The sequence below is a fragment of the Pleionea sediminis genome (assembly GCF_007570825.1).
In the GTDB taxonomy this organism is placed as follows: domain Bacteria; phylum Pseudomonadota; class Gammaproteobacteria; order Enterobacterales; family Kangiellaceae; genus Pleionea; species Pleionea sediminis.
Genome location: NZ_SUNB01000002.1, coordinates 465,296 through 481,769 on the forward strand (window position 1 = coordinate 465,296; position 16,474 = coordinate 481,769).

At 41.0% G+C, this 16,474-nt stretch carries 18 protein-coding genes; 11 read left to right on the forward strand and 7 right to left on the reverse strand.

From position 1 onward, the window contains the following. Window position 1 precedes the first annotated feature (1 nt). The 5 genes from folX to FAX86_RS11975 all read right to left on the reverse strand — a co-directional run bounded on the left by folX (window position 2) and on the right by FAX86_RS11975 (window position 3,765). On the reverse strand, window positions 2-403 hold the full coding sequence (gene folX, locus FAX86_RS11955) for a dihydroneopterin triphosphate 2'-epimerase (RefSeq protein WP_144393644.1): 402 nt from the start codon (window positions 401-403) through the stop codon (window positions 2-4). 219 nt (window positions 404-622) lie between these two features. Then, complete coding sequence (locus tag FAX86_RS11960) at window positions 623-1,405, reverse strand: nitrilase-related carbon-nitrogen hydrolase (RefSeq protein WP_144393645.1); 783 nt, start codon at window positions 1,403-1,405, stop codon at window positions 623-625. A 26-nt stretch (window positions 1,406-1,431) separates the two neighbouring features. Next, the gene (locus tag FAX86_RS11965; protein WP_144393646.1) at window positions 1,432-2,571 is read right to left on the reverse strand and encodes a pyridoxal phosphate-dependent aminotransferase; all 1,140 of its coding nucleotides are present in this window, start codon (window positions 2,569-2,571) and stop codon (window positions 1,432-1,434) included. Window positions 2,572-2,793: 222 nt separating this feature from the next. Continuing rightward, a complete protein-coding gene (locus tag FAX86_RS11970) occupies window positions 2,794-3,270 on the reverse strand; it encodes an Hsp20/alpha crystallin family protein (protein WP_144393647.1) in 477 nt (158 codons plus the stop codon). Between the two features lie 48 nt (window positions 3,271-3,318). Further along, window positions 3,319-3,765 (reverse strand): Hsp20/alpha crystallin family protein, encoded by a 447-nt coding sequence (locus tag FAX86_RS11975; RefSeq protein ID WP_144393648.1) that lies wholly within the window; start codon window positions 3,763-3,765, stop codon window positions 3,319-3,321. 400 nt (window positions 3,766-4,165) lie between these two features. Here FAX86_RS11975 and ccoN point away from each other — a divergent pair, with 400 nt between their 5' ends. The 11 genes from ccoN to pdxH all read left to right on the forward strand — a co-directional run bounded on the left by ccoN (window position 4,166) and on the right by pdxH (window position 14,371). After that, window positions 4,166-5,593 (forward strand): cytochrome-c oxidase, cbb3-type subunit I, encoded by a 1,428-nt coding sequence (gene ccoN / locus FAX86_RS11980; RefSeq protein ID WP_144393649.1) that lies wholly within the window; start codon window positions 4,166-4,168, stop codon window positions 5,591-5,593. An 11-nt stretch (window positions 5,594-5,604) separates the two neighbouring features. Beyond that, window positions 5,605-6,207, forward strand: a complete 603-nt coding sequence (gene ccoO / locus FAX86_RS11985) for a cytochrome-c oxidase, cbb3-type subunit II (protein ID WP_144393650.1) — start codon at window positions 5,605-5,607, stop codon at window positions 6,205-6,207. Between the two features lie 8 nt (window positions 6,208-6,215). Then, the gene (locus FAX86_RS11990) at window positions 6,216-6,410 is read left to right on the forward strand and encodes a cbb3-type cytochrome oxidase subunit 3 (protein WP_144393651.1); all 195 of its coding nucleotides are present in this window, start codon (window positions 6,216-6,218) and stop codon (window positions 6,408-6,410) included. 2 nt (window positions 6,411-6,412) lie between these two features. Beyond that, window positions 6,413-7,303, forward strand: coding sequence for a cytochrome-c oxidase, cbb3-type subunit III (gene ccoP / locus FAX86_RS11995; RefSeq protein WP_144393652.1), 891 nt, complete (start codon window positions 6,413-6,415; stop codon window positions 7,301-7,303). Window positions 7,304-7,365: 62 nt separating this feature from the next. Next, the gene (gene ccoG / locus FAX86_RS12000) at window positions 7,366-8,763 is read left to right on the forward strand and encodes a cytochrome c oxidase accessory protein CcoG (RefSeq protein WP_144393653.1); all 1,398 of its coding nucleotides are present in this window, start codon (window positions 7,366-7,368) and stop codon (window positions 8,761-8,763) included. A gap of 19 nt (window positions 8,764-8,782) precedes the next feature. After that, a complete protein-coding gene (locus FAX86_RS12005) occupies window positions 8,783-9,295 on the forward strand; it encodes a FixH family protein (protein WP_144393654.1) in 513 nt (170 codons plus the stop codon). Continuing rightward, window positions 9,292-11,697, forward strand: coding sequence for a heavy metal translocating P-type ATPase (locus FAX86_RS12010; RefSeq protein ID WP_144393655.1), 2,406 nt, complete (start codon window positions 9,292-9,294; stop codon window positions 11,695-11,697). Before FAX86_RS12005 ends, FAX86_RS12010 begins: the two co-directional genes overlap by 4 nt. Window positions 11,698-12,158: 461 nt before the next feature. Then, window positions 12,159-12,371 (forward strand): cbb3-type cytochrome oxidase assembly protein CcoS, encoded by a 213-nt coding sequence (gene ccoS, locus FAX86_RS12015; RefSeq protein WP_144393656.1) that lies wholly within the window; start codon window positions 12,159-12,161, stop codon window positions 12,369-12,371. Continuing rightward, complete coding sequence (locus FAX86_RS12020; protein ID WP_164503560.1) at window positions 12,364-13,044, forward strand: DUF2982 domain-containing protein; 681 nt, start codon at window positions 12,364-12,366, stop codon at window positions 13,042-13,044. The genes ccoS and FAX86_RS12020 overlap by 8 nt, the downstream gene beginning before the upstream one ends. A 4-nt stretch (window positions 13,045-13,048) precedes the next feature. Beyond that, the gene (locus FAX86_RS12025; protein ID WP_144393658.1) at window positions 13,049-13,762 is read left to right on the forward strand and encodes a sulfite exporter TauE/SafE family protein; all 714 of its coding nucleotides are present in this window, start codon (window positions 13,049-13,051) and stop codon (window positions 13,760-13,762) included. 12 nt (window positions 13,763-13,774) lie between these two features. Continuing rightward, window positions 13,775-14,371, forward strand: a complete 597-nt coding sequence (pdxH, locus tag FAX86_RS12030) for a pyridoxamine 5'-phosphate oxidase (RefSeq protein ID WP_144393659.1) — start codon at window positions 13,775-13,777, stop codon at window positions 14,369-14,371. Window positions 14,372-14,469: 98 nt separating this feature from the next. On the opposite strand, the gene FAX86_RS12035 is transcribed toward pdxH, so the two are convergent. Both FAX86_RS12035 and trhP read right to left on the reverse strand, forming a co-directional pair. Further along, window positions 14,470-15,030: a hypothetical protein gene (locus FAX86_RS12035; protein WP_144393660.1), complete on the reverse strand. Its 561-nt coding sequence runs from the start codon at window positions 15,028-15,030 to the stop codon at window positions 14,470-14,472. A gap of 96 nt (window positions 15,031-15,126) precedes the next feature. Further along, window positions 15,127-16,461 carry a prephenate-dependent tRNA uridine(34) hydroxylase TrhP gene (trhP, locus tag FAX86_RS12040; protein WP_144393661.1) on the reverse strand — a complete coding sequence of 445 codons (1,335 nt, stop codon included), beginning with the start codon at window positions 16,459-16,461 and terminating at the stop codon, window positions 15,127-15,129. Window positions 16,462-16,474: the final 13 nt, after the last annotated feature.

The window sequence follows — 16,474 nt, forward strand, 5'->3', positions numbered from 1 at the left end:
ACTACCGGCTTGCATTTAAAGTTACAGAAACCGAATCTGAGAACCTGAGCGCATGAGGTTTATCGACCGTTATTTGTGTCGCCGAGACTTTTGGGTGGGACATTACAATTGCAACCAAGTCTGCCGTCAATTTTTCTAATAAACGAAACTGGTTATTCTCAACGTGTTCGATCATTTGCTTGGTAATAACCTTATAATCCAAGGTATCTTTTTCGTTGTCAGACATCGAAGCTTGTGCGGCGTCAAATTCAATTGAAGCGTTAATGACCACATCTTGTGGCTTAGTCAATTCTTCAGGATTAAAACCTATTAATGTTCTTAACCGTAAGTTTTGTACATGAATTTTTGCATTTTCCAATTGATAATCTGCAGTCGCTTCTTTAATTGGCTTGATCACAGACATACTCCCACCTTTTCACTAAACACATACCCTGCTTCATCGAACAAAACTTATACTCGAGCTAGACATTTCTCGCGTCTTTAGACTTTTATACGCAGAATGAAATACACCGGAGCACCCAAACCCGCCATATTGACATAATTACAGACAAAGCATGAACAAAAATCAGTAAAAAAGCTGAGATGAATAGACCGAATAAGAATTATCTCAGCATTTGGTAGGCTATTTCTGAGTCGTGATCTGCGTTAAAGAGAAATCATCTCGATCTTCTAAGAAAGGAAATTTATCACGAACGGCTATGAGTTCAGATTTTTTCAACGTTGCTCGACAAATATGAGATTGGTCGAGTTCAGCTTTTTCGATCAACTCACCATCAGGCGCAATGATTTGCGATTCACCATTGTATTCCCATTCATTTCCATCTTTACCCACTCGATTTGCTGCGACGACATAACACAAATTTTCAATCGCGCGAGCTTTAAGTAACGCATTCCAGTGATGAATCCTGGGAATAGGCCAAGATGCAACGTTAATGATAATATCGTACCCAACATCATTGCGGCAAAAAACAGGAAAGCGCAGGTCATAACAGGTTTGCAAAAATATTCGAAATCCAAGGTATTCAACAAATACACGTTGGGCACCCGGTGCAATTAATCGAGTTTCAGCACCAAATAAATGAACTTTGTCGTAAAATAAAAGTTCTCCATCAGGCTGAGCCCAGTAAAAACGATTAAAAACTGAATCATCGACCTGCGTTTTAACACTACCACAAACGACTGCATTATTTTTCGCAGCTTCCTCAATCATCCAGACAACCGTTTCTCCTTTGTGCGATTCAATGCAGTTAGAAGTTAATGAAAATCCCGAAGCAAACATTTCAGGTAACACGATGACATCAACTTCTTTCAGTGTCTTGATTTGGTCACTTAGCCATTTTCGATTAATGGCCGGTTGTTCCCATTTTGGAGAAAACTGTATAACGGCAAATTTTAATTCACTCATAATTAAGTCTCTCTCATTTAATTTTTTCAAAGTTTAGCCAACTTTTCTGCCGCTGCAGATAGAGTTTCTTCATTCTTTGCAACACACAGTCGAATTAGATGCTGATCTTTTTTCGACTTGTAAAATACTGAGATAGGAACACTGGCAACACCAACCTCAGTTGTCAGCCAATTGGCAAAATCAGTATCGCTTTTATCACTAATATTTGAATAATCCACCAGTTGAAAGTAGGTTCCTTGGCAAGGCATTAATTTAAAGCGGGTTTTTGCCAACTCATTACGTAAATGGTCACGTTTCGTTTGATAAAAAGCAGACAGCTCCTGCCAATGTTCAGGATGCTGCTCAAGCATATCAGCTAACGCAGCTTGTATCGGAGTCACGGTACAAAAAGTTAAATATTGATGTACTTTACGAAATTCTACGCTTAACGTTTTTGGCGCAACGCAATAGCCCACTTTCCATCCAGTGGTATGAAACGTTTTTCCAAAAGAACTAACAACAAAACTCCGCTCAGCCAAAGCTGAAAAACAATTAACGCTCCAATGTTGTTGATCATCAAAAACAATATGCTCGTAAACTTCATCACTAATCAAAAACAATCCATTACCAATGATACGTTTCTCTAACGCTTCCATTGTTTGTTTATCAAGAATAGCACCGGTCGGATTGTGCGGAGAATTAATAATAACTAAGGATGTTTTATTGTTAATCGCTTTATCCAATTGTTCGAAATCAATCGAAAACTCATCGTCTAGTGCTAAGTGGATTGGATGACCACCGGCTAATTCGATAGCCGGAGCATAACTGTCGTAAGCAGGATCAAAAATAATAACCTCATCATCGCGCTTCACTACCGCATGTATCGCAGCAAATAGAGCTTCTGTTGCTCCACTTGTTATCGTGACTTCCGATTCAGCGTCCAATCGTCGTTGATAACAACTGAAGGTTTTATTAGCAATTTGCTCACGCAATGCAGGTAGACCCGTCATGGGTGCATATTGGTTTAATCCTTGATTTATATAATGCGACACTCTCTCTTTTAGAAATGCCGGACCGTCAAAATCAGGAAAGCCCTGTGATAAATTAATCGCAGAGTGTTTTGCCGCTAATTGCGACATTAGGGTAAAAATAGTCGTTCCTACGTTGGGCAATTTGCTATCTATCATTGCTATATCCACTTAAGTATTCTTCAAATAAATATGTTCGACTCGGATCTTCAAGAATAATTAGCCGGTTTTCCACAACTCTATCATTCGTTCCGAAGCAGTATATAACAATCAACAATGCCTAATCGTTGACATAAAAGCAATAAAAGATAAAGGCCAGCGATTGCTGACCTTTAAAGATTTCCTTATGACTTAAGAATTCAGAAAAACATGAATGTCAATTTATGACACCGGAATTTTTCTGACAGTATCTGTAGATTTAATTTTTGGAATGTATAAATTAAGAACGCCATCACGGTAAGTTGCTTTTGCAGCATCCGCATCGACTTTTTCGGGTAACATAAATTGCCGAGAAAAAGAACCAAATGCTCTTTCTTGCAATATATAATTACGTTCTTTCTCTTCGTGTTTATATTGACGCTCACCGCGTATCGTTAACAACTGTCCATGCAAATCAATATTTAAATCTTTCTCCTGAACGCCGGGAACTTCCATCTTCAAAGTTAGCGCTTCTGGTTCATCAATGAGCTCACAAGATAAAACCCCCCATTGAACACTTTGATTCTGAGCCTGACTTTCTGGACTTTGCTTAAAATGAGTGACGGCATTTGCTGCGGAATGCCACAAATGTTGCCAACCATGCTGAACAGATTGAGCGGCACGCCGTAATCCATCACCCATTTGACTAAAGTAAGACATTCTAAACCTCCTCAGACAAAAAGAGCTCGAGTACTCGAGCTCTTGAATTTAATGGCCAATTTTTATTCTACGTGCTGATGCCGTTTCGGTTTTAGGTAAAGTTAATTCGAGTACTCCGTGATTGGACTTCGCCGAAATCGACTCAACATCGACATTGTCGGGCAATGCGAAGGAACGATAAAAACTCCCATAACTTCGCTCAACACGATGCACACCCTCTTTTGTTTCATCTGAATCCTGTTTACGCTGTCCTTTGATTACTAAATAACCATTATCAGAAGAAACATCGATATCTTCCGGTTTTACTCCTGGAATATCCGCTTTAATCAAAAATGCCTTATCTGTTTCTTTAATATCGACGGCAGGCTTCCAGTCGGTACTTAAAAAGCCCGTTGCATTTTCTTGCTCTGGGACTAATTGTCGGTCAAAAATATCGTTTATTTCTTTGTGCAACTGATCAAACATCGACCAAGGTTGGTATTTCATAAGGCTCATGATTGACCTCCTGAGTCTAAATTAATAGAAAACAATCAATACGAGCTCGAAACAGCTGGCTCTCATGGTTATTCTACGACCATCAGATGAACATTTTATTGACAAAGATCAATAGCTGCTTAGTCCGGATAAAAAGCAACCTAAATACTCAATTCAAGTGGATTTTTTTTGATTTTTTGTGCGCTGCAACCTCAATTTTCATATATAATTACGCTTTCGATGTAAAGGGTTACTTGGTGAGTTTATCTCAAAGCCCTTTTAACAATTTATCTGTCATTGAGCTTCCCTATTTGGGATATTTTATGTCACTGACTTGATCCATGTCAGTTTCTCTCGACTCGATGACAGGCAAAATCAAATCGTCGTTGAACCCTTAACAATTAATACTTGGAATTCTGATATGACAGAGACAAACACACCGTCCTACAATTACACGGTGGTACGGCAATTTGCTGTAATGACTGTGATTTGGGGAATTGTCGGAATGGCCGTGGGCGTACTCATCGCCGCTCAATTGCTTTGGCCCGCACTCAACTTTGATATACCTTGGCTAACGTTCTCAAGATTACGACCGCTTCACACCAACGCTGTAATTTTTGCCTTTGGTGGCTGTGCTCTAATGTGTACTTCTTTCTACGTCGTACAACGAACCTGCCAAGCCAGATTATTCAGTGACTTTTTAGCCAGTTTCGTGTTCTGGGGATGGCAGCTCGTTATTGTTCTGGCAGCTATCTCTTTGCCTCTTGGTTACACCTCAGGAAAAGAATATGCAGAACTCGAATGGCCAATTGATATTTTAATTACCCTTGTCTGGGTCGCTTATGCAATTGTCTTTTTTGGCACAGTGATGAAACGAAAAAGCGCGCATATCTATGTTGCAAACTGGTTCTATGGCGCATTTATCCTCACAGTCGCTGTTTTACATTTAGTCAACAGTGCCGCAGTTCCATTAACATTGACAAAATCTTACTCTGCATACGCAGGTGCGGTCGATGCGATGGTTCAATGGTGGTACGGGCATAACGCGGTTGGTTTCTTCTTAACCGCCGGTTTCCTGGGCATGATGTATTACTATGTTCCTAAACAGGCTGGTCGCCCTGTTTATTCGTATCGATTATCAATTGTTCACTTTTGGGCATTAATCGCGGTTTACATGTGGGCAGGCCCTCATCATCTTCACTACACCGCTTTACCTGACTGGGCACAATCTTTAGGTATGATTTTCTCCTTGATTCTTCTCGCGCCATCTTGGGGCGGCATGATCAATGGAATAATGACGCTATCTGGCGCTTGGCATAAGCTACGTACCGATCCGATTCTTAAATTTTTAATTGTCTCTTTATCCTTCTACGGAATGTCGACTTTTGAAGGACCTATGATGGCAATTAAAACCGTTAATGCTTTGTCACATTACACGGAATGGACCATTGGCCACGTTCACTCTGGCGCCCTAGGCTGGGTTGCTTTCATTTCTATCGGTGCAATGTACTACATGTTGCCGCGGATGTTCGGTCAAACTCAAATGTACAGTATCAAGCTAATTAACTGGCATTTCTGGATCGCTACTGTTGGTGTTGTCCTTTATATCGCCGCGATGTGGATTGCTGGAGTCATGGAAGGGCTAATGTGGCGTGCATTTAACGATGATGGAACCCTAACTTATTCCTTCGTGCAAAGTTTAGAAGCAAAACGCCCTTACTACGCTATTCGGTTATTTGGTGGCTTCTTATTCTTAGGCGGTATGTTCCTTATGGCTTACAACATGTTTAAAACCATGTCTGCTCCGAAGCAAGAAAAAGCCTCTGACGCCAAACCCGCTATCGCTTAGGGAGAACGAAAATGAAACATGAAACGATAGAGAAAAACATTGGATTGATGGGTTTACTCACCATCATCGTCATTAGCTTTGGCGGTCTCGCAGAAATTGTGCCGCTTTTCTTTTTGAAAGAAACAACAGAACCAGTGAAGGGACTTCAACCTTATACAGCGCTGCAAATGGAAGGTCGTGACGTTTACATTCGTGAAGGCTGTAACGTGTGTCACTCACAAATGGTTCGACCGTTTCGCGCAGAAACCGAACGCTATGGTCCTTATTCAGTCGCTGGTGAACATGTTTGGGAGCATCCGTTTCTTTGGGGCTCCAAACGAACAGGTCCTGATTTAGCTCGCGTTGGCGGACGTTATAGCGATGATTGGCACGAAGCCCACTTAATCAATCCGCGTGATGTTGTACCTGAATCCAATATGCCTGGCTTCCCCTGGTTGCAAGACAACTTAATCAACGCGGATTTGACGGCCAAAAAGCTTAAAATATTTAAAGAGCAATTTGGTGTTCCTTACAGCGATGAAGACATTGCAAATGCAAAAGCTGAAGTTGAAGGAAAAACCGAGCTAGAAGCCGTGGTTGCCTATTTGCAATCACTGGGTCATGCAGCAAAGTAGTCAAGATTATGGATATAAACGATTTCCGTGGTATCGAAACAGCACTTCTATTAGTGCTGTTTATCGGCTTAGTTATTTGGGTGTATTCGAAAAAGCGAAAATCAACTTTTGAAGAAGCGTCTCAAATTCCATTAAATGAAGAAGATGATGGAATTGATCACTCAATGACAAGCAATCGAAATAACAATACGCAAGGTGAATAAAAATGACTGAGTTTTGGAGTTGGTGGATCATCGTCATCGTCGCCATCATGATTGTCGGCAGCTTCGTGATTTTGCACTTAACACGCAAGATGGAAGATAACGGCGAAGATACAACCGGCCACGTATACGATGGCATTGAAGAATACAATAACCCGCTACCGAAATGGTGGCTCAACATGTTTTACATCACTCTGGTATTTAGTATTGGATACCTGGTTCTTTATCCTGGACTGGGTAACTACGAAGGCTATTTTAATTGGACGCAGGAAAATGCATGGGAAAAAGAAGTCGCCGCTGCAGAAGAACAATACGGCCCCATTTTTGCTCAATACTTAAATACGCCAATTCCTAGCTTAGGAAGCAATCAAGAAGCCATGGACATGGGCAAGCGCATCTTTTTGAATTATTGCGCAGCCTGTCATGGGAGTTTCGCAACAGGCACACCGGGTTATCCTAATTTAATGGATGACGATTGGTTGTACGGCGGATCTCCAGAAACCATCAAAACAACCTTGATTAATGGACGGCAAGGAATGATGCCGGGGTTCGGTGAGCAACTTAACGAAGAACAAATCACTTTCGTTACTAGCTATGTTACCTCTCTTTCTGGTCGCGACGCTCCCGAAAAAGAAGTTGCAGAAGGCAAAGAACTCTATCAAATGAATTGTGTTGCCTGCCATGGTGCAGATGGAAAAGGAAATCAGCAACTTGGCGCACCCAATTTAACAGATAGCACGTGGCTTTATGGTGGCTCTCGAAAAGTCATCGCTCGGACTATCCGTAATGGCCGACAAGGAAACATGCCTGCTCACCAAGAAATTTTAGGTGATGCAAAACTACACTTGGTAGCAGCCTGGGTTTACAACACCTCAAAAGAGCAATCGAAACAATAATTTTTGCGTTATCCATGGCGGACAGTTAATTCATTGTCCGCCCTTTTTTCCAAGGGTTAATCATGTCTAAGCAGTCGGATCAAGTTAAACGAACCCGCGACCTCTACGTTAAAGCAGAAAAAATTTACCCTCGCCAAGTTCACGGTATATTTGCTCGCTTACGTGTTTTATCCGTTTGGGCACTACTTGGATTTTTCTACATAGGCCCCTGGCTTACCTGGAATGGCAACCAAGCAATTCTACTGGATTTACCAGCTCGTAAATTCCACTTGTTCGGAATTACATTTTGGCCTCAAGACTTCATATTTTTAACAGTGCTACTGATTATCTCGGCACTTGCTCTGTTCTTTTTTACTTCTCTAGCCGGTAGACTTTGGTGTGGTTTTGCTTGCCCACAAACGGTCTGGACAGAAACCTTTATTTGGATCGAACGGTTTGTAGAAGGCGACCGTAATCAACGAATGAAGCTCGACAAGCAACCATGGACAATGGAGAAAGTAGCTCTCAAAACGACGAAGCATTTTTTATGGCTCTCTTTCGCATTGTTTACAGGCTATACATTTGTCGGCTTTTTTTCTCCCATAAAAGAATTAACGGTTCATTTAATCGAGTGGAATCTTGGTCCTTGGGAAATGTTCTGGATTTTCTTCTATGCACTCGCCACTTATGGCAACGCAGGTTGGTTACGAGAACAAGTATGCCTTTACATGTGCCCCTATGCGCGTTTTCAAAGCGCTATGTTTGATGAAGATACGCTTATCATTGCTTATGATGAAAAACGTGGAGAAACCAGAGGGCATCGCAAAAAGAATGACGACGAATACAAGCTAAAAGGTCTCGGTGACTGCATTGATTGTAAACAATGCGTTCACGTTTGCCCCACAGGTATCGATATTCGAAAAGGATTACAGTACGAATGTATTGCTTGCGCTGCCTGTATTGATGTCTGTGATGACGTCATGGACAAAATGGGTTACGAGAAAGGACTCATTCGTTATTCAACAGAAAATTCAATGAAGGGCAAAGAAACTCATATTTTTCGGCCCAAAACTTTGCTATATGGTGGGCTACTTACGGGGCTTATTATTGCCTTTATCATTGCTGTTGCCATTCGTACCCCCATTGAAGTGGACATAATTCGTGATAGAAACAGTTTGTTCGTTGAAACTAACGAAGGCCTGATTCAAAACATATACACAGTTAAAGTTGCCAATATGGATCAAGCCGATCACACATATCAGCTCAGTGTCGATGGTTTAACAGATATGCAACTAGAGGGAGACGTTAATTTCGCAATTCAATCCGGCGGAACTAAAACGTTAACTTACCGAGTTGCGGTCGATCCAGCCGACCTGAAAAAGAGAGCCAGCACCATTTATTTTACAGTTCAGTCAAATGAAGACGACTCAATTAAACAAACTCAAGAGTCACGATTTTTAGGCCGCCCCTTAGGCCGCTAACATTTAGAAGATAACATTTATGTCCGAAAAAAGTAGAAACGAACAGTCTGTGGAAGATATCAAACCTTGGTATAAACAATTTTGGCCGTGGTTCTTAATTGCCTTACCAGGTTCCGTTGTCATTGCAGGAATTTCAACAGTTATTATCGCAACAAAAAATGCAGACAGTTTAGTTAAAGCAGATTATTATAAAGATGGCTTAGCCATTAACGAGTCTATTGATCGTCAAAACAAAGCAACGGAGCTAGCACTCGAGTTCAACCTTAGTCATTCCAATAAGTCTGTCACACTTACATCCAACAAATCATTAAACTTGCCTATCGTTTACGCCTTTATGCAGCACCCTATGGACGAGAAAAAAGACTTCACTCTTGCCTTCACGAGAACAGAGTCTGGTGCTTATCAAACTAATGATGCGCAGATTGAAAGTTTTAATTATCGTGTGCGATTATATGGTCCAGACAAGCAATGGGAAATTCTTACACGATGGAACCCAGTTGAAACACCTGAGGTTTTAATTAAAGCTCAATGACAACTCAATGCTTTCATTGTTATGAAGAGGTTCCTGAAGGTTTAAACCTTTCTGTCCTTTGGAAGAATGAACAACGACCATTATGCTGCTACGGGTGCCAAGCCGTAGCACAAACGATTATCGATAATCACCTTGATGATTACTACGAGTTTCGTACAGAAAGCTCCATTAAACCCGATGATCTTATTCCTCAAGAATTGAGAGACATTGAGTTAATGGATGATGAAACCATTCAGCGCAGCTTTGTTTCCGCAGACCAATCACAATGCAAAGCAGAGTTAGGAGTAGAAGGAATCACTTGTGCTGCATGTAGCTGGCTGATAGAGAAACGTTTGTTATCAGAAGCAGGTGTTGAACAAGTTCAAGTTAATCCTATCTCCCATCGACTAACGATAACTTGGGATAAGTCCAAAATACCCTTGAGTCAATTAATCAAAAAAGTTCATAGCCTGGGTTATAAAGCTTATCCATTTCAGCAAAACCAATATGAAAAAAATATTCGTCGTGAAAACCGGCAATACTTAATGCGGCTTGGTATTGCTGGGCTAGGCATGATGCAAGTTATGATGTTTGCCCTCGGAATCTATATTGGCGACGGTAATGACTTGCAATTAGAGCATCAAAACTTCTTACATTGGGTCAGCGGGTTGGTGGCAACACCCATCGTGCTCTACTCAGGCTTTCCTTTTTTTCGAAACGCCTACTATGGATTGAAAGCCAAACATTTAGTGATGGATGTTCCCGTTGTTCTCGCTATCACTCTGGCCTATTCTGCGAGCCTGTTCGCAACATTTAAAGGCGTCGGTCAGGTCTATTTTGACTCTATCTCCATGTTTATTTTCTTTTTGCTCCTTGGCCGATTTATGGAGCACCGGGTAAGAGTTAAAGCATTAATGTCGACTCAAACCCAGCGCCATATCTTACCACTGTCTGTAACCGTAGAAAATGAAGCGACAACTCAAGACATACCACTGCATAAAGTTAAAAAAGGTGACCGCATCATTGTGCAACAAGGAGAAACCATTCCCGCAGACGGATTAGTTATATCAGGCACTTCATACGTTAATGAATCACTTGTCACCGGTGAGTCTGAAGCAATCAAGAAAATAACAAATGATCATGTATTAGCAGGAAGCGTCAATGAAACGCAAACGCTGTCCCTAAAAGTGACCGCCATAGGTGAAGAAACCTATTTGTCAGCATTAAAAAATATGAGCGAACAAGCGTTGGAACACAAACCAACATTTTCAATATTTGCAGATAAAGTTGCCCACTGGTTCGTTCTATCCATATTAATTATTGTGAGCGGCGTTTTCTGGTTATGGCTCAATATTGATCCAGACCGTGCACTCTGGATTGCACTGAGCGTATTGGTAGTTAGTTGCCCTTGTGCGCTATCTTTGGCAACACCAACCGCTCTAACAACCGCCACTCATCATTTGTCTAAGCTGGGCTTTTTGATTTTAAGACCCCAAACTTTACATCGCCTGGCAAAAATCAACGCTGTATTTTTTGATAAAACGGGAACATTAACTGAAGGCCGCTTAAGCCTGGTTTCAATTGAACTTTTAGATTCTACCGTCAGTAAACAGCAAATTATCGATATTGCTTGTACGTTAGAAAAACACCAACCTCACCCTATCGCAAAAGCACTTCTCAACCGAAAACACAACGCTTTACCCATAACTCAAATCACCAGTCATAATGGCAAAGGGATTTCAGGAGTTCTCAATGAACAAGAGTTCCGTATTGGAAAATTAGATTTTTGCTCCAGTGAATCAGTAACAGAAATTGCTCTGGACAAACAATACACGCAAATTTATTTGAGTCGAGAGAAAAACTTAATAGCGCGACTTCAATTTAGTGACACGATCAAGAAGTCGGCGGTTGAATTGCTTAATCATCCAACCGTTCAACAGTTGGAAACTCGAATTTTAAGCGGTGACGCCACCGAAACAACGCAGGCCGTTGGAAACAGTTTAAATGTTTACTCATCTCTCGGTGACTTATTGCCCGAACAGAAAGCTAAAGACATTCAAGTACATCAGGAAAAAGGAAATTGTGTCTTGATGATTGGCGACGGAATTAACGATTCTATCGTTCTTGCTCAAGCAGATGTTGGCGTCGCGGTCGATACAGCTGCCGATATTACACAATTGAATGCCGACGCTGTTTTAACCAGCCCAAATCTTGAAGTTATTGCATCAGCCATTCATCTGGCGCGCAAAACCGAAAAAATTATAAAACAAAACCTGGCCTGGGCACTTGGCTACAATCTTTGTGCTATCCCATTAGCGGCAATGGGATTGATTCCTCCATGGTTAGCAGCAATCGGCATGACTTTTAGCTCTTTGCTAGTCGTAATCAACGCTTTACGATTGAGACACAAAGCACAAAAATAAACTTAACAGACGAGGAAAGCGCATGGAATAACCAGCTATTCTCAATACATGAAAAATTACTGGCCAAATTCTAAATCCCAATCACTCGATAAACCATTGCTTTTAAATAATTTAATGAAGGCTTGTCTTTTCCTCTCATGGCGCAAACTGGTTGAAATTGAATCAGTTCACACTGCCAAGCCGCAATATTCACCATTGAGATATACAAGTAATCCGAATAAGATACGCGCATCTGATTTAAGGGAACTAAGGAATGGCCCGATCTGATACCCATAAGGTTCAGAATCGTTTACCGAAGGAAGATATTAGACAAGGATGTCACAAAGGATTATTTTCAACTTTTTATTTCACTCAGTCACACGACCCTCTTCTGTTTTACCTCTATCTAATTCATATATTGTATTGTCGACAAAGCTGTAACTGGTTAAGATCGTCCCAGAAATGATTGATTAGGTCTTGTTATGGAAGTTATGTATTGGTTAATACCCGTCGCCATTCTATTGCTCGCAGTGGCAATTGCAGCTTTCATCTGGGCAGTCAAAAATGATCAGTACTCCGATTTGGAATCGCCCGCTTATAAAATATTATTTGACGACGACTCACCACAGTCCGAAAAGTCTCCTCATTCAGACTCTCAATCAGTCGATAGTTCGAACAGCCATAAAGATGATTGATAAAATCTCAATTAAGCCGATAGCACGGCGAAATCACCTGATATTTACTTTGGTGGGAATCGTCTTCCTCACTACTTCGTTGGTGTTACAGCAATTTGGAATAAAGTTGCCCGCTTATTTGTTAATGCTTGTCGGTTTCGTACTTTTTATCTTTGGTATTTTTAAGTGGCAAGAACCCAAAACAAGTCTTGAGCTCAGTTCATCAGGAATCATTTGGTTTCATAAATTTGGTTCTGTATTAATTGAATGGGACAATTTAATTGATCTGGTCCCACTACGAATAAACAGTAGCAGTGGATATAAAGAGCTACACTATATTGGTGTGAAAGTTTGGGATCGCACACCGATTATAAAAACAGTTCCTCTTCGACTAGCAAAATCACTGTATCATGAATACCGTAGCTTACTTCACGTCGCATTACTCGAAGCACAATATAGAAATGATGATACCAGTCAACTGCAAGAAGACGCTGAATCCTGGAAAACACCATCCGGTGAAAAAATAGATGGATTGCGAGGGATTTTTGCGGCGCGTTTAAATCAACTAAAACACTTTTTGGGCGCCGATTTATACATTCCTTTAACCGCACTTGATCGAAATCAAGATGACTTTCTCGATTTATATAAACAATACAAAGAGAAAGTTATCGCCTTAAAATTAGAGCAATCGTAAAATCATGTTAGAGTCATTTTTAACTGGACTTTTATTAGGTCTAGGCGGTAGTTTACATTGCGTCGGAATGTGTGGCGCAATTGTCACTGCGCTATCCGTAACCTCAAAGAATCAATCTTTTAGTCGCACCAGTCTAATAACCTTGTGCTACAACCTGGGGCGAATTTCCACTTATGTCATTTTAGGAGTGCTCGCTGGATTCATTAGCTCTCTTGCTGATAGCTTTGGATTCCTTACAGGATTGAGAATACTTGCAGCGATACTTTTAATCATTACTGGGCTTTACCTCCTCAATATCTGGAAAGGTCTTCTGGCGCTTGAACACGTGGGAGGAAAAGTTTGGACTAAAGTAAAGCCTCTTACACAAAAACTTAATCCGTCGCATTCATCATTACATGCAATAATTACAGGAATGCTTTGGGGACTTATTCCTTGTGGGCTGGTTTACTCAGCAATCGGAGTGGCGACGGCACAAGGAAGTATTTCTGCCAGTATTCTTCTTATGTTTGCATTTGGATTGGGCACGCTAGGACCTGTATTATTAATGGGTATTGGCTTTACTAGCGTTGCCCAGTGGCTTAAAAAAACTTGGCTCCGATATGCATTTGCTATTTTTATGATCGCTTTTGGAATCTGGAGTTTAGCTAGCATTGCATCGCATATGACAATGAACCACTCAAAACATGCAACAGAACAACACCATCACCACCACGACTAGAAGTGAGCGGATATGAATATTCAAGAAGCACCCAAAAACACACCTTTTCCTCTATTTGAAAACTGGTTTGCTGAAGCAAAAAAACATGATCCCGATTATTATAATGGAATGACAATAGCAACGACGAATGCCGAAAATAAACCATCCAATCGCGTTGTTCTATTAAAAGAATTTGATGAACAAGGATTCGTTTTCTACACCAACTACAATAGCCGGAAAGGAATCGAGCTAAAACACGCGCCTTACATCAGCGCAAACTTTTGGTGGTCTCATTTTCAACGACAAATTAGAATTGAAGGAACCGTAGAAAAAATTAGCGAAGAACAGTCAACGCGCTATTTTTTATCTCGACCAAGAGGCAGTCAACTCGCCGCGATAGCTTCAGCGCAAAGTCAACCCATTGAATCTTTCGCTGCACTGGAAAAACAATATCAAGATACCGTTAAAAAATTTGACGATAAAACGCTTGAAAAACCAGCACACTGGGGCGGCTATCGCATCATTCCCGATTACATTGAATTCTGGCAAGGATTAGAACATCGACTGCATTATCGTCTTATTTATCGACGAACCGATTCTGGTTGGGCAACTGAGTATTTACAACCTTAGAATAAAATGTTGGCGAGGGTTGATATTTAACAGTCGAACTTCAAGCCTCTCGCCTATATTTTTTTCATTTAGGAAAATGACGATTTTAAATCGTCCGACTAACCGCGAAACTTACTACCTGTAACATCAATGGCAAACTGAAGTTTTACTTTTACAGTCTTTTTCGTGTCTTCGTCATAAAAAGAAACCTCGCCCTCTCCTTGCAAGCATGGACTGGCAACAGGTTTCATCGTATGCATTGTAAACTTTAAATATCCAGCCTCTTCCAAGGTTACTCCTTCAAACCAGGGATCATTTAACTGAAGCTTGCCATGATTTGAAGACTTCTTTTTTCCGAGTGCTAATTCATATTGATTGCCTGGTAAGTATTCAATATCCGTTTGTGTATGAGCAAACCAAACCTGACCAATGTCTTTGCGAAAAGGGGTTTGCATATTAAAAATAATACTCTCACCATTAAAGGCCCAATAATGACCGCCTCTATCACCAGAAGCAACGCCTCGAATATCGCCTGACCATTCCATTTGGTAACCTAATGAGCGAGAATTTTCACAAGTATAAACTTGAGACTCTTGTGCAGAGGTATCATTACTAAAAAGCAGAGCCCCCGATAAATAAACAGAACTCAAAGTCATTAAAGCTGAAACGCGAGATACCATGAAGGTTCCTTATTAGCTGCATTGAGGTCATTATACGTAAAATCCCTACAAAAAAAAGAAAACCAATTCGGCACCTCAGTCAAACTTCCTATCGGGTTACTGTGACAAATTTCGGACAACCAATCCATGCTCTACTGCAGTAGTATCTGGTTTACGAATCCAAAGACGATATCCAGAGCCTGGAGCTACCAACTGCTTTACTCCTTTCTCGTTTTCTATGGAGTCGAGAATGAACTCAATATTACCCGATGCGGACAATAGTTCGACAGAATCTCCCACTTGAAAGCGATTTTTAACATCGACCAAAATACGCTCGCCATCTTGCTCCAGAACTTCCCCCACAAACTGCTGGTTAAAGTTTCCAGAATTTCCTGTTAGATAATTTTGATACTCGTCGTGAACATGACGTCGGTAGAACCCTTCCGTATATCCCCGATTTGCTAATCCCTCAGAGACATCCATTAATTGACGATTAAAAGGCAAACCTTGAAGCGCATCATCAATGGCTTGACGATAAAGCTGCGCGGTGCGTGCCGCGTAATAAAATGATTTAGTCCTTCCTTCAATTTTTAAACAATCGATGCCAATGGACATTAAACGCTCAACGTGTTGTAAGGCGCGCAAGTCTTTTGAGTTAAATATATACGTGCCATGCTCATCTTCTTCTGCAGTATATTCTTCACCAGCTCTTTTGGGTTCCTCAAGAATAATTGGTGAAGGGTGATCCTCCAAGCTCGACGATTGATGCATCTCCGTAGAGTAGTACTTTACAGTCTCATCCTTCCTCACAAGATTACCTTTATCATCTTCTGTCGCCGATGCTACTTTGTAATCCCATCGGCAGGCATTGGTGCAAGTACCTTGATTCGGATCGCGTCGATTCATGTATCCAGACAACAAACACCGCCCGGAATAAGCGATACAGAGCGCACCATGAACAAACACTTCTAACTCAACGTCAGGACACTCTTGCCTAATTTCCCCAATTTCGTCTAACGACAATTCACGCGATAATATAATTCTTTCAACACCCAGCTTATGCCAAAACTTTACTGACGCGTAGTTAACGGTGTTCATTTGAACAGAAAGATGAATAGGCATCTCCGGATGATTTTCTCGGACGAGATCAATGAGCCCCGGATCGGACATGATGAATGCATCGGGCTTCATTTCAACAATGGGTTGAAGGTCTCTCAGAAAAGTTTTTACTTTTGAATTATGCGGTGCAATATTGGCACATACAAAAAATTGTTTCCCTTGCGCATGCGCCTCATCAATACCTATCTTGAGATTATCATGATCAAACTCATTATTTCTTACTCTTAAACTATAACGTGGTTGCCCAGCGTAAACAGCATCGGCACCATAGGCAAATGCATAGCGCATATGCTTTAAAGTACCGGCAGGCGACAATAATTCTGGACGTTTCATGTTAAAAAACTCT

What these genes read in the sequence shown, in the direction of transcription:
- FAX86_RS11965 (WP_144393646.1), bottom strand. Translation starts at nt 2,571, where the DNA reads ATGATAGATAGCAAATTGCCCAACGTAGGAACGACTATTTTTACCCTA.
- FAX86_RS12005 (WP_144393654.1), top strand. Translation starts at nt 8,783, where the DNA reads ATGTCCGAAAAAAGTAGAAACGAACAGTCTGTGGAAGATATCAAACCT.
- FAX86_RS11960 (WP_144393645.1), bottom strand. Translation starts at nt 1,405, where the DNA reads ATGAGTGAATTAAAATTTGCCGTTATACAGTTTTCTCCAAAATGGGAA.
- ccoO (WP_144393650.1), top strand. Translation starts at nt 5,605, where the DNA reads ATGAAACATGAAACGATAGAGAAAAACATTGGATTGATGGGTTTACTC.
- pdxH (WP_144393659.1), top strand. Translation starts at nt 13,775, where the DNA reads ATGAATATTCAAGAAGCACCCAAAAACACACCTTTTCCTCTATTTGAA.
- folX (WP_144393644.1), bottom strand. Translation starts at nt 403, where the DNA reads ATGTCTGTGATCAAGCCAATTAAAGAAGCGACTGCAGATTATCAATTG.
- FAX86_RS11990 (WP_144393651.1), top strand. Translation starts at nt 6,216, where the DNA reads ATGGATATAAACGATTTCCGTGGTATCGAAACAGCACTTCTATTAGTG.
- FAX86_RS12010 (WP_144393655.1), top strand. Translation starts at nt 9,292, where the DNA reads ATGACAACTCAATGCTTTCATTGTTATGAAGAGGTTCCTGAAGGTTTA.
- ccoN (WP_144393649.1), top strand. Translation starts at nt 4,166, where the DNA reads ATGACAGAGACAAACACACCGTCCTACAATTACACGGTGGTACGGCAA.
- trhP (WP_144393661.1), bottom strand. Translation starts at nt 16,461, where the DNA reads ATGAAACGTCCAGAATTATTGTCGCCTGCCGGTACTTTAAAGCATATG.
- FAX86_RS12025 (WP_144393658.1), top strand. Translation starts at nt 13,049, where the DNA reads ATGTTAGAGTCATTTTTAACTGGACTTTTATTAGGTCTAGGCGGTAGT.
- ccoG (WP_144393653.1), top strand. Translation starts at nt 7,366, where the DNA reads ATGTCTAAGCAGTCGGATCAAGTTAAACGAACCCGCGACCTCTACGTT.
- FAX86_RS11975 (WP_144393648.1), bottom strand. Translation starts at nt 3,765, where the DNA reads ATGAGCCTTATGAAATACCAACCTTGGTCGATGTTTGATCAGTTGCAC.
- FAX86_RS12035 (WP_144393660.1), bottom strand. Translation starts at nt 15,030, where the DNA reads ATGGTATCTCGCGTTTCAGCTTTAATGACTTTGAGTTCTGTTTATTTA.
- FAX86_RS12020 (WP_164503560.1), top strand. Translation starts at nt 12,364, where the DNA reads ATGATTGATAAAATCTCAATTAAGCCGATAGCACGGCGAAATCACCTG.
- ccoS (WP_144393656.1), top strand. Translation starts at nt 12,159, where the DNA reads ATGGAAGTTATGTATTGGTTAATACCCGTCGCCATTCTATTGCTCGCA.
- FAX86_RS11970 (WP_144393647.1), bottom strand. Translation starts at nt 3,270, where the DNA reads ATGTCTTACTTTAGTCAAATGGGTGATGGATTACGGCGTGCCGCTCAA.
- ccoP (WP_144393652.1), top strand. Translation starts at nt 6,413, where the DNA reads ATGACTGAGTTTTGGAGTTGGTGGATCATCGTCATCGTCGCCATCATG.